This window comes from Campylobacter sp. RKI_CA19_01121, from assembly GCF_025771295.1.
In the GTDB taxonomy this organism is placed as follows: Bacteria; Campylobacterota; Campylobacteria; order Campylobacterales; family Campylobacteraceae; genus Campylobacter_D.
In genome coordinates this window covers 62129-76524 of the sequence record NZ_JAKMQA010000002.1, presented here as the reverse complement: position 1 = coordinate 76524, position 14396 = coordinate 62129, and the positions used below count along the sequence as shown (strand labels likewise).

The following is a 14396-nucleotide window of genomic DNA, read 5'->3' as shown; positions in this document are numbered from 1 at the left end:
AATCATTCCTTTATGATGATATGTTCTTCTCTTTTAGAGTCAAACATTTTAATTTGCTCTGCATTTTCTATTTTATAAGGTTTTTGCATAACATCTTGCTGTGTTTTAAGACCCCAAACAGTAAGTCCAGCTAGAATTGATAGCAATAAAACAGTTGCTATTAACATTCCACTAACACCCGAAAGTGAAAATACACATCTATTTGAATTTTCCATTATTCACCCCTTGAAAGAGAAATTGCATATTCGCTAACTGCTTCTTTTTGAAGCTCATTTAATAAACCATTATTAAAATGAGGCATTACACCTATGCTACCTGCTTTACCACGATTTAAAACATCTACTACAAACTCAGCACTGCCATATTTTGTCAAATCCGGAGCAACCAATTGTCCATCAATCGTTCCTTTTCCATCTTCACCATGGCACACCGTACAAGTTGCAAAAAGTTCTTTTCCTTTTGCTACAAGTTGAGGATTTTCAGTTTTTTTAATTGCTGAAATTTCAGAAGCAACATAGGCAGCAATTGCAGGGATATCAGCCTCATCTATGCCATTATCAGCTGCACTTAACATTTCACCCATAGGATAATTCATACCCTTAGAACCTTTAGTAATTACCTCTATAAGCCCTTCTTCTGAACCCCAAATGTTAAGATTTTGTGCTTTTCCATTAATACCATCACCTGTAATACCATGACAAGAAGAACATTGAACCAAGAAAATATTCTTACCCATTTCTTGTTTATCTTGTGCACTTAAATTTGCAAATTTTTGTGCAAATTTTTCATTATGTGCTTGTACTTCTTTATTATACTCACCAATTTGAGAATAACTATTTAAAGGATATCCCCAAAGAAAATACCATATACACCATACTATAGCTAAGAAAAACACTACAGCCCAACCAAGTGGTATAGGATTTTTAAACTCACCTATACCATCCCAACTATGCTCGCTTAGTTCACCTTGGCTCTTTTCTTCTTTCATACTTTTAAACAATTTTCCTACCACAACAAGCGTAATTAGTATGATAAGAATTGCTCCAATAAAAGATAATAAATTAACATTATCTTGTAAATTCAACCATTGCATTAAGCACTCCTTTTATTTTGCTCTAAAACACGATCGCTGATTTCATCATGCAATGCCAAATCAGCGTATTTTTCATAGTTTCTTCTACCTGTTTTTTCAGATCTATACAAATGAAACCAATAAGAATACAAAACTACCACTAAAAATACTACAAGAGCAAAAAAACCATAAGCTTGTAGCTCTCTTATTAGTTCTAAATCCATAGTTTTTCCTATTTTAAGCTGTTAAGATACGCAATCAAAGCTACAATCTCTCTAATTTCACCTCTAGCAAACGCATCTTTAACATCTTGATTTTTCATTTGATCTACTATAGCTTGAGCTTCTGCTTTAACTTCTGCTTGAACCTCTTCCCAAGTACCTAGTTTTGTACCATTTTCAGTATCATAAGGCACATTGAAAACTTTTTTTACAGTTAATGCTTCTGCATAAGCTGTTTCTATATTTGCATTATTGCTAAACATATGTTTATAAGCTGGCATAATAGAACCAGGGACAACTGAAACTGGATCCCACATGTGATTTTCATGCCAATCTGTTGTTCTAAAATTACCTATACGTAATAAATCAGGTCCTGTTCTTTTTGAGCCCCATAAAAATGGTCTATCATAAGCATATTCGCCACTAACTGAATACATGCCATAACGATCTGTTTCTGATTTAAAAGGACGAATAAGTTGTGAATGACATGCATTACAACTTTCTTTAATATAAGCATGACGTCCTGCAAGTTGTAAAACTGTATAAGGCTTTTTACCTTCAATTGGTCTTGCATTCTGAGCAAAATCAGGTAAAACTTCTACAATACCTGCATATGCAATCACTATAAATACTGCCACAGCAAAAAAGAATGGATTTTTTTCTAACCAACTAAACATATTTTTCCTCCTTATGCTGCCATAGGTGAAGCACTTTTTGGCTCTTTATCAAGCACTCTACCCACTGAAATTGATTTATAAATATTATAAACAAACATGAAAAATCCTACTAAGTATAACAAGCCACCCACAGCTCTAATCCAATAATAAGGAACAATAGCTTCAACAGTATCAATGAAAGTATAAAGTAAGTTACCATACTCATCAGTAGCTCTCCACATCATACCTTGAGTAATACCTGCTATCCACATAGAACTAAAGTACAATACTATACCTGTAGTTTGAATCCAAAATTGAGCTTCCATTAATGATTTGCTATATAGTTCTCTTTTAAACATTCTAGGCACCATATGATAAAGTGCAGCCATAGTCATAAAGCCAACCCAACCTAAAGTACCATCATGAACATGTCCTGGAATCCAATCTGTAAAGTGTGCCAATGCATTAACTGATTTAATAGAAAGAATAGGACCTTCTAAAGTTGAGAACATATAGAAAGTTGAAGCTAAAATCATAAATTTAATCAACGGACTTTCTCTTAATTGACTCCACTCACCTTTCATAGTAAGCAAGATATTAATTGCTGAACCCCAAGAAGGTAAAATAAGTACAATTGAAAAAACTGAACCCATAGTTTGCATCCAATCAGGCACAGTAGAATAAATCAAGTGGTGTCCACCTGCCCATAGATAAACAAACATTAAGCCCCAAAACGCAAATAAAGATAACTTATATGAGAAAATTGGCTGACCACTTTCTTTTGGTAAGAAATAATAAATTTGAGCAATAATACCAACAGTAAATACAAATGCAACAGCATTGTGTCCATACCACCATTGGACTAACGCATCATTAGTTCCTGCATACATAGAAACACTATGCCACCAATCGCCCATTCCACTTACAAAGTATGTTGGTACAGCCATATTATTAAACAAATAAAGCATTGCTATACCTAGGAAAGTAGCTATATAATACCAAAGCGAAACGTATAAAGTTTTTTCACGGCGAATTCCAATAAGTCCAAAAATACTTACACCCCATAAAACCCAAACTAAAACTACCAATATATCAAGTGGCCATTCAAGCTCTGCGTATTCTTTTGAAGTACTAATACCTGCAAACAAGGTAATAACAGCTATAATCATAGTGATCATATAAAGCCAAAAATGTAGTTTACCAACAAACATTAAAAAGCTTGATTCTGCCATACTAACTTTTAGTACACGCTGACCAATATAATACCAAGTAGCCCAAATTCCTGAGAGCATAAAACCAAAAATTACACCTGAAGTGTGCAATGGTCTAAGTCTTGAAAAAGTGCCATATTCACCAGCTAAATAGTTTAAATCCGGATAAGCCATTTGAAAGGCAATAAGCGTTCCAATAGCCATACCAATAACACCAAACAATAAGGTAGCAAACATAAAATATTTAGCAACCGTATAGTCATAGTTTAATGCATTTCCTGGGTGCATTTCCTCTCCTTAAGTTTTTTTCTGCAATATGCAATCACTATATTATATGATAATTATCATCTTTTTTAGCTTAAAATCACAATGATTAATCATCTATTAAGAATTATAAGTAAATAATAAATTTTATCGAGTTAAAGAAAAACCTATATAAGAAAAATACAAGCCATAAAAAAATATTAAAATATAAGAAATAAAACTAGCTGTTTTTTGAAATTTTTCACTCAGTGTTTTAGAAAAATAAGCAAAAAATACCAAAGCAGGCAGTGTTGAAAGTCCAAAAACAAGCATAATTAACGCTGATAAGTATACATTTTGTACACTCATTCCAAAAGCTATATAAAAATACACCAAGCCACAAGGTACAAAACCATTTAAAAAGCCTAAAAAAATAGTACTTTTTAAAGACTTATTTTGAATTAATCTTGAAATATTTTTTTTAATGACACAGTCAAAAATTAAAGAGCTTTCAAAAAAAGCTAACAATTTTCCTTTAAAAATTAAAGCAAAAGCTAAAACCACCATAAAAATCCCGATAGTAAAAAGCATTATGCCTTTTGCAAATTCGCTAAAAGAAAATAAATTTCCGAAAAATCCAAAAAATACGCCCAAACAAACATAGGCAAAAATTCTAGATAAATGATAAGAGAAAATCAAAAGAGAAAAAGGGAGTTTGATCTGCTTTGAAAGCTGAGTATAAGCTAAAATAAAACCTCCACACATTCCATAACAATGTCCAAAGCTAGAAAGAAAAGCTATACTCGCTAAAGCAATAAAATCTAAATTCACAAAAGCTCTAAAAATTCTTTAAAGATGTATTTGCTCTCATGTGGTCCCGAGGAGCTTTCTGGGTGATGTTGCACTGAAATGATAGGATAATTTTTGTATTTTACACCCTCTACATTATCACCAAATAAATTTCTATGAGTAATTGTTGCAACCTCTGCTATTTCTTCAGGAACATTATAGTTGTGATTTTGCGCTGTAATTTCTACTGTATTATTTATAAGATTAATTACTGGATGATTTGCTCCATGTTGACCAAATTTCATCTTATAAGTTTCATAACCAAATGCATTACTTAAAAGCTGGTGCCCTAAACAAATACCTAGCATAGGAATTTTTGCTTCTGCTAATTTTTTAATCTCTGCAATTTCATCTTTTAAAATTTTTGGCTCACCTGGTCCATTGGATAAAAATACCCCATGAATTGCACCTTTTTGGTATAAATCAATCAAATCTTTTGCCTTGGTATTATAAGGAAAAACCTCTACTTCAAGTCCTACACTCACAAGTTCATTTAAAATATTTTCTTTTACACCATAATCAATCACAGCTACTTTTTTACCATTTGCTTTTACATTCTCATAAGTTTTGTTGCTATGATCCCAAGCACCTTTATTATGCTTATAAGAGCTTTTAGTGCTAACTTGTGCTACATAATTTACCTCATCGATTTTAGCGCTAGAAAGAAGCATTTTCTTAAGCTCTTCTTTGTCTTTAATTTCAGTAGATATTACAGCTCTTAAATTTCCTTGATCTCTAATCATTTTAACTAAAAATCTAGTATCAATTTCGCAAAGTCCTATTTTGCCATGGTTTTTCAAATAAGCACTTAAAGAATCATTGGCTCTAAAATTAGAATAATCTTCATTTAATTCCCTTATGATCATACCGCTAGCAAAAACTTCTTTGCTTTCATTATCTTCATCATTAACGCCAACTATACCAATTTCTGGCATTGAAAAAACCACAAATTGACCCGCATATGAAGGATCAGAAATAATCTCTTGATAGCCCGTTAAAGAAGTATTAAAAACAAGCTCACCAAAAAAAGTTCCACTTTCTCCAAAAGCCTTTGCACTTAAAAAAACATCATTTTCTATATAAATATATGCTTTCATAAAAGTCCCTTTTTTCTAAGCTCTTCTTGGTAAAGCTTTTCAAACACCAATTCATATTCTTCAGAACCTGGGATAAGCTTTCTTTTATAATTTGAAATTTTTTCATAAACCAAATCTTCTAAATTTTCATACTCTTTTAAATAAGACATAATACTTGAGAAAATGAGATTTTTCACACGATTTTCTGATACATTATAGTTTATCAAATCCTCTTCTACTAAATTTTCTAAAATTTTATGAGAAAGATTATTGTATCTATCTTCACTATCAAGCATAAATTTAAACTCATTTGCTAATTTTTTCTTAATCATCCAAAACATACTTTTTCTATCTATTTGCATAAACTCGATTTCATCTTCCTGGCTTTCTAAAAGCTCTTTTGCTTTTTCATCAAGCTTACGCTCGTTTAAAACATCTATTTCTATAATCTCTTTTGCTATTTTTAAAAGTTTTTGACTATCATCTTTAATTTTAACAAAAGAAGAATGCATTAAATCAAGTATTATTTTATTTGCTATATAAGGTATGTGAGCTGGTTTGATACGCATTTATTCACCTTTTTATTTTTATTGAAATAATACTAAAAAAAAGGTAAAAACTGCTTAAAACTTACTGCGAACTTGCATTTTGATCTAAATTTTTTAAAAGTAATGTTAAATCTGAAGCTTTCTTAGGTTCCATTTTTGCCATAATGGATGAAATTTTTCTAGGATCAAGCGAAAGTAGAATTTTTGAAGCTTCATCAGGTTCCATTTCACTTAATATACCTGCAACAGCCACATCTTTCATTTTTGCATAGATTTCTGTAATACGCCCCATAGTTTTATCATTAATCGCTTGGAGATTTTCTCTAGTTGCTTTCAATATACGTTCATTTTGTTCTTTTAAGCTTTTGATTTGTTCTAAACTTGCATTAATATCAGCTTCTTTTTGTACCAAAGCTTGCATTTTTTCTTTTTGTAAAGCTTCAAAAGAAGCTCTATAAGCCTCTAAACTTTGTCTTGCCTCATCATATTCTCTAATTTGCTCTTGCATTTGTTCTTTTCTTGCTTCAAAATATTGCTCACAATTTTGTTGCGCATTTACAAAATTTAAAAAAATTAATAAAAATATTATTTTTTTCATTATTTATCCTTATTAAAATGCCTTGTTATAGCAAGTTCGTCTATAAATTTTTCTTCTTCTTTTTGTAAGGCTTTTTGAATCTTTTTTAATTCTTCATTTTCTAAAACTTTGATTTTTTCAAATTCCAAATAAGCTTTTTTATATAAATGCTGATGATGCGCTAATTCTTTTTTGGTTAAATCCAATTTTTGTTTAACCCTTTGCTTGCCTTCTCTTGCAATTTCTTGCAATTTTAAAGACGATCTTAACAAAGCTATCGAACCCTTATCGGCTAAAGTTAAGCTTTCGCAAGTTTTTGAAGCTTCTTTAAGCTCTTCTTCACACTGCAAAAGCTTTTGTCTTGTTTTGGTTAAATTTGCTTCTGCTTTATCAAGCTGTTGTTTTCTAAGCTTAATCACAGAAGAATATTTGCTTTTCATAAAATGATAGTATCTTCTCTTTCAGGGCTTGTAGAGATATAACCTACTTTAACACCACTTAATTCTTCTAAACGTTTAATGTATTTTTTAGCATTTTCAGGTAACAAATCATAATCCCTAATCCCTGCAACTTTATCCCAACCTTCCATTACTTCATAAATAGGTTTAGCATTTTCTAAATCACAAGGCACATAGTCTATTTCTTGCCCCTTATACTCATAAGCTTTACAAATTTTAACACTTTCAAAACCATCCAACACATCAAGCTTCATCAATGATAAAGTATCTAAGCCATTTAATCTTGCAGTATATCTTACCGCAACCGCATCAAACCAACCACATCTTCTTTTTCTACCTGTACTTACACCAATTTCTTTACCAATAAGTCCTATTTTTTCACCATCTTCACCTAAATCTTCACTTGGAAAAGCTCCATTTCCCACTCTTGTTGTATAAGCTTTTACTATACCTATAACTTTTCCAATTTCTTTTGGATTTAATCCCAAACCACTTAAAGCCCCAGCTGAAATAGTCGTTGAACTAGTAACATAAGGATAAGTTCCATGATCAATATCAAGCATTGACCCTTGTGCACCTTCTAACAATACTTTTTTATCCTCATCCAAAGCTTTCCAAAGCATTCTCGTGGTATCTGTAATATATGGCGCTAGCACTTCTTTAAAGCGTTTTAAATCTTTTAAAATTTCATCATAACTAGGCATTGCAATACCTAAAACATCAAAATAAGTTTTTTTAAGTTCAAAATCTTTCATTAAATTTTCACAAAGTTTTTCAGGCTCTAGCAATTCCCCCACTCTATGTCCATTACGACTTATTTTATCTTCATAGCTTGGCCCTATGCCTTTGCCTGTTGTTCCTATAGCTTTATCGCCTTTAAGTCTTTCTCTTGCTTGATCAATCAAAGCATGATGATTTAAATTTAAATGAGCTCTATCACTTATAAATAATCTTCCTTCTAAATTTTCAAATTGAGCCATTTCGCTAATTAATACATCAGGATTAACTACAACTCCATTTCCTATAACATTAATACATTGCTTATTCAAAACACCTGATGGCATTAAATGTAAAGCGTATCTTATACCATCAACCCATATAGTGTGACCTGCATTATGTCCGCCTGCACTCCTGCAAACATAATCATAATTTTCACATAGTTTATCAACTATCTTACCTTTACCCTCATCACCCCATTGGATACCAACGACAATATCTGCTTTACTCATGAAAACTCCATTTTGACTTAAATTTGGCGAGAAGGTGAGAGAATCGAACTCCCCAAAAAGTAGTCAACTACCCTTTCATCTGATTTGAAGTCAGTGGCCATCACCAGATAAGCTAACCTTCCAAAAAGATATTATATCTTAATATTTTTAATTAAAACAAAAACTAAACAAGCAACTTTGTTTTAAAAACAACAACTGCTTCACCTGTAATTTTAACTTTATTTTCTCTAGGGAAAAATTCCACAAAAACCTTTCCCTCACGACCTATAGTCTTTCCTTGTTTAGCATAAAAAGAAAAAGTATCTTTTATGTTTGAAAATTTATATTTGTGCAAAAAGGGAGCCAAAGGGGCATGTGCATTTCCAGTAACTGGATCTTCATTTATACCAATAGCTGGCGCAAACATCCTTCCTTGTGTTAAAATATTTTCTTCTTTAGTATCAAAAGTAAAAACAAAATATCCATTGCAATCAATACATTCACTAAGTTTTGCTAACTCTTGCATATTAGGCTTTAAAGCATCTAAAGTTTGATAGTCTTTTATAGCTACTAAAACTTTAGAATGTCCTGTAGAAACCACTTGTATTGGTAATTCCTTAATCAAATCCTCTTCTTTTAAACCTAGCGCTTTGGATAGAATTTCTATCTCTTTTGGATTTAATTTATTTAAAAATTCAATCTCGTCATAAGCCATAGTCACAAAATAATCATTATTTTTAACTTTTATCTCGACTTCAAAAACACCTGCCTTGCATTTTTGTTCAAAATTAGTGTTTTGCTTAATATTTTTTTCTAAAGCTAAAGCATAATGTGTCGCAATAGTAGCATGTGAACATACAGGAACTTCAGCACTTGGAGTGAAAAATCTCACCTCATGCGAATAATTATTACTTGAATTTTTAAAAACAAAAGCTGTTTCTGAATTATTAAGTTCTCTTGCAATTTTTTGCATTAAATCATCACTCAAACCATCTGCATTTACTACAACTCCAGCAGGATTTGCATGAAATTTTTCTCTTGTAAAAGCGTCAATTTGATATACAATATATTCTTTCAAAATTACCTCCAAACACCAAGTGAGATAATTTTAAAATATTAAATATTAAATTTTTATTATGAGATTTATAAATTTTATTTTATATTAGAATAAGCTAATTTTATGCTTCTTTATTTTAAAGAAGCATAAAAACTTAAAGATGTTTTAACATTGTTTCATAAGCTGCTTTAGTTCCTGGGCGAACTTTAGTTACCAAGCTCACTAAAACAATCACAATAGATGCAGCTAAAAATCCTGGAATGATTTCATAAATAGGAAAATTAAGCCACTCAGCCAAGAAATTTTTATATGCTACAACTACAACTGCACCTGTAATCATACCTGCAATGGCAGCATATCTAGTCATTTTTGACCAAAATAATGAAAAGAGCATTACAGAACCAAAACTTGCTCCAAACCCTGCCCAAGCATAAGCTACTATGCTTAATACGCTTGAGTTTTTATCAGTAGAAATAACAAAAGCTATCACGGCCACTGCTAAAACACCAAATCTACCTAAAGTCATTACCATTTTATTAGACGCTTCTTTATTGAAAATTCTTTTATAAAAATCTTCTGCTATAGTTGAACTTGAAACAAGCAATTGTGAACTTGCTGTACTCATAATAGCTGCCAAAATAGCGCTTAATAAAATACCTGCTATCCAAGGATTGAAAAGTAATTGTGACATTACGATAAAAATCTTTTCAGGATCTTGTAAACTAAGTTCAAATTTACTCACATAAGCTATACCTAAAACACCTATCAAACAAGCACCAATTAAAGATATAACCATCCAAGAAATTCCTACAAAAGTAGCAGTTGGGATGTCTTTAGTTGAGCGTATAGACATAAAACGCACCAAAATATGTGGCTGACCAAAATACCCAAGCCCCCAAGAAAGAGCTGAAACTATACCTAAAAAGCTTAATCCTTCTCCCATAGAAAAAGTATTTGGCTTAATTTCTTTGACTATATTAACAGCTTCACTAAAGCCACCCAAATGATAAATCATCACTATAGGCACGATAATCAAGGCACTCATCATTAATAAACCCTGAATCAAATCCGTCCAACAAACTGCCTTATATCCACCCAAAAATGTATAAGCAACTATAATCACAGTTCCTGTGGTTAAAGCATAATCATATTGAATTCCAAAAGTTGCTTCAAAAAGTTTTGCTCCACCTACAAGTCCTGAAGAAACATAAAAAGTAAAGAAAATTAAAATAACAATAGCACAAACCACTCTTAATATATGCTTATCATCATCAAACCTTGTTTCAAAATAATCTGGAATGGTAATAGAATTTGCAATCACGCTAGTGTAAATTCTAAGTCTTTTTGCTATAAAAGCCCAGTTTAAAAACGCTCCTATACTAAGACCTATTGCAATATAACTTTCAGCTAAACCACTTACATATAAAGCTCCTGGCAAACCCATCAAAAGCCAACCGCTCATATCAGAAGCTCCTGCACTAAGTGCTGAAACTACCGGCCCCATAGAACGACCACCTAAAAAATAGTCCTCTGAATTTTTATTTTGTTTATAAAAATAAAATCCGATAAAAAGCATTAATGCTGAATATGCGACAAACATTATCGCAATTTGAGTATTAATTTGAACAACCTCCATTTTATCTCCTTTTTATATTATTTTAAAGCACGAATGCCTAGATTTCCATAACGATGGAAGGATATACTTAAAGCTTTTTCATTGTGATATAAAAGCAACTCAAAACGTCCATTCATTAAAGGCTTAGCATTAGCGATGATTTTTGCGCAACTTGCTGCCTTTATGAAAATTTCATCATTAACATCTAATGGAGCAAAATAACGAATTCTTTCATAATCAGCTATTTTGCTAATGAAATTTTCCTTACTTTCTTTAAGGAATAAAGTTTTTGAACTAATTTTTTGATTAATCTTTTGCACAAGATCTATTTTTTCATGTTCATCATAACTTAAAATAAGATCAATATTTAGCACACTAGCTGCTAAAATAACTCCTAAAATATCTTTTAAGCTATCATCTTTATGCACTCTATAGGCGATATTTTTAACCTTTGTATAAGAGAAAAGATTATCCTCACCTCTTATATTGACATAATCTTTCGCACTTGCAAATTCATGTTTTGCATGATAAGCATAGCTTCTTGCCATAGCTTTAATGACTTCAAAATCAGCTTTATCTTTTTCATTTAAATCCAAGCTTAAAGCGTTTAAATTTGATACTAATTCATTGTCTAAAACATTTTGATCAGCTTGACTTTGCTCTATGTCTAAAAATTGGGTAATGTAATTATAAATTCCAACTTTTCTACCAAAACCAATGGCTGATTTTTTAATACCACCAAAAGGTTGTCTTAGAACTATAGCTCCCGTTGTTGGTTTATTAATATAAATATTTCCTGCCTCTATGTGAGTATGAAAATACTCCCATTCTCTCTCATCTAAACTTTCAAATCCTGCTGTAAGTCCATAACCTGTAGAATTTACTATATCAATAGCTTCTTTTAAATCTTTTGCTTTCATTACAGTTAAAATTGGTGCAAAAAGCTCATTCATGTGTGTAAAATCACCTTTTTTAGTACCATATTTAATCCCTGGAGTTAAAAGATAAGGATTATCATCTATAAATTTAGGTTTTAAAGCCCAACTTTCATACGGAGCTAATTCATCTAAAGCTTTTTGTAATTTCACATCTGGTTTATCTGCTAAAGCTCCAAGTTTATTTTTAAACGCAAATGGATTTCCAACCGCCATAGAACTAGCAGCATCTACCAAAGTCTTTTTGAACTCTTCATCATTATAAACTTCTTCTTCTAAAACTAGTAAAGAAGTAGCAGAGCATTTTTGACCTGAATTTGAAAAAGCTGAATGAATGATATTTTTAATCGCACTATCACAATCGGCAAATTTAGAAACAATAGTTGCATTTTTACCGCCTGTTTCGGCACTTAAAAGCAAGGTTGGATTAGCTTTGAGCATTGCATAAGCAGTTTCTTCTCCACCGGTTAATACTGAAAATTTCACACTTTGATCAACAAGTAAGTATTTTGATATATCACTACCTTTAGCAGGTAAGAAAATCAAAGCATCCTTAGGAATTCCTGCATCCCAAAAGCATTTACAAAGCATATAACCTGTTAACATCGATAAAGATGATGGTTTATATATCACTTTATTTCCTGCGGCCAAAGGTGCTGCTATGGTTCCTACTGAAATGCCTACTGGGAAATTCCATGGTGCAATCACCACGCCTATGCCTTTTGCTTTAAAAGTAGTATTTGGATTTTGCTCTTTTAGTTTTTCCAAAGAATGTGGGTAAAATTCTAAAAAGTCTATAGCCTCACTAACTTCAGGATCAATTTCTAAGAAAGTTTTTCCTACTTCTAAAGCTGCTATACCTATTAAATCTCCTCTACGCTCTCTAACAAGTTGAGCAGTTTTTGCTAAAATTTTATAAATTTCATCATGACTTAAATCACTAAAATTTGAGCTCTTAGCTACATCTAAAGCGTATTTGATCTCTGCTTGGCCTGCTAAATGTGCTTTACCTATAGTACGATTTTTGATTTTATCTTTAACTTCTACTACTTGTAAATTTTCGTTTTTAATTTCTTCTTTTGCAACCGGATAGACATCATAATTTTCTAAATTTTCATACTTAGCTCTTATACCCTTAGCCCATTCTCTATTTGCTTTTAAGATAAAATCTGTGTCAGGTTCGTTTTTAAATTCTTTACTCTCATAAGAACTAATAGCCTTTGTTTCATTATTTCTATCTTGAGTTCTATGAGTAGAATTATCCAAACTAGCAACACCTTCTAAAGATTTTAGAAATAATTCTTTTTGTATTTGCCAATTTTTATCATTAATTTTAAGATTGAAAAAATATCTCATGAAATTATCTTCACTAGTATTTTCATCAAGTCTTCTTACTAAGTATGCAATAGCATTGTTAAAATGTGCTTCATCACAAACTGGTGCATAAAGTATAAGATCATGCATTTTAGAAAGCTCATAAGAGCATTGTAAACTCATACCCTCAAGCATTTCAAAAGTAAAAGACGATAAAGCTCCAGCTTGTGAAATTCTAGTATAAGCATAAGCAATTTCAAATAAATTATGACTTGCAATACCTACATTAATATATTTATGATTATCTCCATCTAAGACAAAATCAAGCATTTTTTTATAATTACTATCGGTGTCAATTTTTTTATAAAAAGTAGGCAGAGCCCAACCTCTTTGTGAAGCTATAGTTTCTTCACTTTCCATATTCGCTCCTTTAACAAAACGAATTTTTATAGGCTTCATACCTTTTAAAACTCTTTCTTTAGAAAAGGCAAAAAGTTTTTTCAAATACTCATAAGAATCAGGCAAATAAGCTTGCAAAACAATACCTGCTTTAATATCGTATTTTGCAACACTCTCCATAAAAGCTTCAACGGTTAATTCTAAATCTCTAAATTCTTCCATGTCAAGATTGATAAATTTAGACACACCTTGCTTTTTTTCTTCCTCTAAAGCAAGAGCATATAATTTATCCAATCTTTTTACCACCTCATCTTTAGAGTATTCAAAATCAATGATATTGATTTGGGAAAAAATGGTAGTAATTTTAATAGAAATATAAGTAATATAGCTTGTTTTTAATGCTTCTTCGTATTTTTTCATCCTATAAGCACTCTCAGCTTCACCCAAAACCTCTTCACCAATTAAATTTACATTTAAAGTGATTTTATCTTCATCTTTTCTTTTACGCATATGAGGCTCTAAAACACTAGGATTTGCATCTAAAACCATAGCTTTAGTATCTTCTCTTAAATGCTTAATGAAAAATGGCACACTAAGAGTTGGTGCAAATTTTCCAAAATTTAAAAATGAAAAAAGTAAAAATTTTTCAAAAGCACTAAAAAAATCAGCTATACCATATTTGTTTAAAGTATGTTCTATAAGCTCAAAACTCGCACTTTTATCTTTACATCTAAAAGAGCGATCTAAAAGCTCAATTAGCATTACTTTATTTTTAGGATTGTTTAAAAGTTTTTGCATTTTGGCATGAAATTCTTTTTCGCTTTGAGAGATATTACTTTCTATCTTTCTTTGTAATTCTTCAGCTAATTGCAAAGCTTTTTGTATCATTTTTTCCTCCACTTTAATAGTTAATATGTATTTATGATACAAAAATTGCAACGAAAATCAACATATATT

At 31.2% G+C, this 14396-nt stretch carries 14 protein-coding genes and 1 tRNA gene; all 15 read right to left on the bottom strand.

Annotated features, from left to right (window positions below; all coding sequences use genetic code 11):
• Positions 1 to 2: 2 nt before the first annotated feature.
• Positions 3 to 215, bottom strand: a complete 213-nt coding sequence (locus L8T90_RS01360; RefSeq protein ID WP_039617641.1) for a DUF4006 family protein — start codon at positions 213 to 215, stop codon at positions 3 to 5.
• Positions 215 to 1093, bottom strand: a complete 879-nt coding sequence (ccoP, locus tag L8T90_RS01355) for a cytochrome-c oxidase, cbb3-type subunit III (protein WP_220516176.1) — start codon at positions 1091 to 1093, stop codon at positions 215 to 217. Before ccoP ends, L8T90_RS01360 begins: the two co-directional genes overlap by 1 nt.
• Positions 1093 to 1296 carry a cytochrome c oxidase, cbb3-type, CcoQ subunit gene (locus L8T90_RS01350; protein ID WP_039617636.1) on the bottom strand — a complete coding sequence of 68 codons (204 nt, stop codon included), beginning with the start codon at positions 1294 to 1296 and terminating at the stop codon, positions 1093 to 1095. Before L8T90_RS01350 ends, ccoP begins: the two co-directional genes overlap by 1 nt.
• An 8-nt stretch (positions 1297 to 1304) precedes the next feature.
• Complete coding sequence (gene ccoO / locus L8T90_RS01345; protein WP_263736497.1) at positions 1305 to 1970, bottom strand: cytochrome-c oxidase, cbb3-type subunit II; 666 nt, start codon at positions 1968 to 1970, stop codon at positions 1305 to 1307.
• A gap of 11 nt (positions 1971 to 1981) precedes the next feature.
• Positions 1982 to 3448: a cytochrome-c oxidase, cbb3-type subunit I gene (gene ccoN / locus L8T90_RS01340; protein ID WP_263663810.1), complete on the bottom strand. Its 1467-nt coding sequence runs from the start codon at positions 3446 to 3448 to the stop codon at positions 1982 to 1984.
• Positions 3449 to 3571: 123 nt separating this feature from the next.
• Entirely contained in the window at positions 3572 to 4234 is a 663-nt protein-coding gene (locus L8T90_RS01335) for a sulfite exporter TauE/SafE family protein (protein ID WP_263736496.1), read from the bottom strand.
• Complete coding sequence (gene carA, locus L8T90_RS01330; protein ID WP_263736495.1) at positions 4231 to 5349, bottom strand: glutamine-hydrolyzing carbamoyl-phosphate synthase small subunit; 1119 nt, start codon at positions 5347 to 5349, stop codon at positions 4231 to 4233. Before carA ends, L8T90_RS01335 begins: the two co-directional genes overlap by 4 nt.
• Positions 5346 to 5897: a DUF507 family protein gene (locus L8T90_RS01325; protein WP_039617626.1), complete on the bottom strand. Its 552-nt coding sequence runs from the start codon at positions 5895 to 5897 to the stop codon at positions 5346 to 5348. The genes carA and L8T90_RS01325 overlap by 4 nt, the downstream gene beginning before the upstream one ends.
• A 61-nt stretch (positions 5898 to 5958) precedes the next feature.
• Complete coding sequence (locus L8T90_RS01320) at positions 5959 to 6474, bottom strand: MotE family protein (protein WP_412174992.1); 516 nt, start codon at positions 6472 to 6474, stop codon at positions 5959 to 5961.
• On the bottom strand, positions 6474 to 6893 hold the full coding sequence (locus L8T90_RS01315; protein WP_263736494.1) for a flagellar FliJ family protein: 420 nt from the start codon (positions 6891 to 6893) through the stop codon (positions 6474 to 6476). Before L8T90_RS01315 ends, L8T90_RS01320 begins: the two co-directional genes overlap by 1 nt.
• Positions 6890 to 8140 carry an adenylosuccinate synthase gene (locus tag L8T90_RS01310; RefSeq protein ID WP_012661109.1) on the bottom strand — a complete coding sequence of 417 codons (1251 nt, stop codon included), beginning with the start codon at positions 8138 to 8140 and terminating at the stop codon, positions 6890 to 6892. The genes L8T90_RS01315 and L8T90_RS01310 overlap by 4 nt, the downstream gene beginning before the upstream one ends.
• A 24-nt stretch (positions 8141 to 8164) precedes the next feature.
• Positions 8165 to 8262, bottom strand: a tRNA-Sec gene (locus L8T90_RS01305).
• Between the two features lie 41 nt (positions 8263 to 8303).
• Complete coding sequence (locus tag L8T90_RS01300; RefSeq protein ID WP_263736493.1) at positions 8304 to 9197, bottom strand: PhzF family phenazine biosynthesis isomerase; 894 nt, start codon at positions 9195 to 9197, stop codon at positions 8304 to 8306.
• A 133-nt stretch (positions 9198 to 9330) separates the two neighbouring features.
• On the bottom strand, positions 9331 to 10812 hold the full coding sequence (putP, locus tag L8T90_RS01295; protein ID WP_263678549.1) for a sodium/proline symporter PutP: 1482 nt from the start codon (positions 10810 to 10812) through the stop codon (positions 9331 to 9333).
• A 17-nt stretch (positions 10813 to 10829) separates the two neighbouring features.
• Positions 10830 to 14327: a bifunctional proline dehydrogenase/L-glutamate gamma-semialdehyde dehydrogenase gene (locus tag L8T90_RS01290; protein WP_263736492.1), complete on the bottom strand. Its 3498-nt coding sequence runs from the start codon at positions 14325 to 14327 to the stop codon at positions 10830 to 10832.
• Positions 14328 to 14396 lie beyond the last annotated feature (69 nt).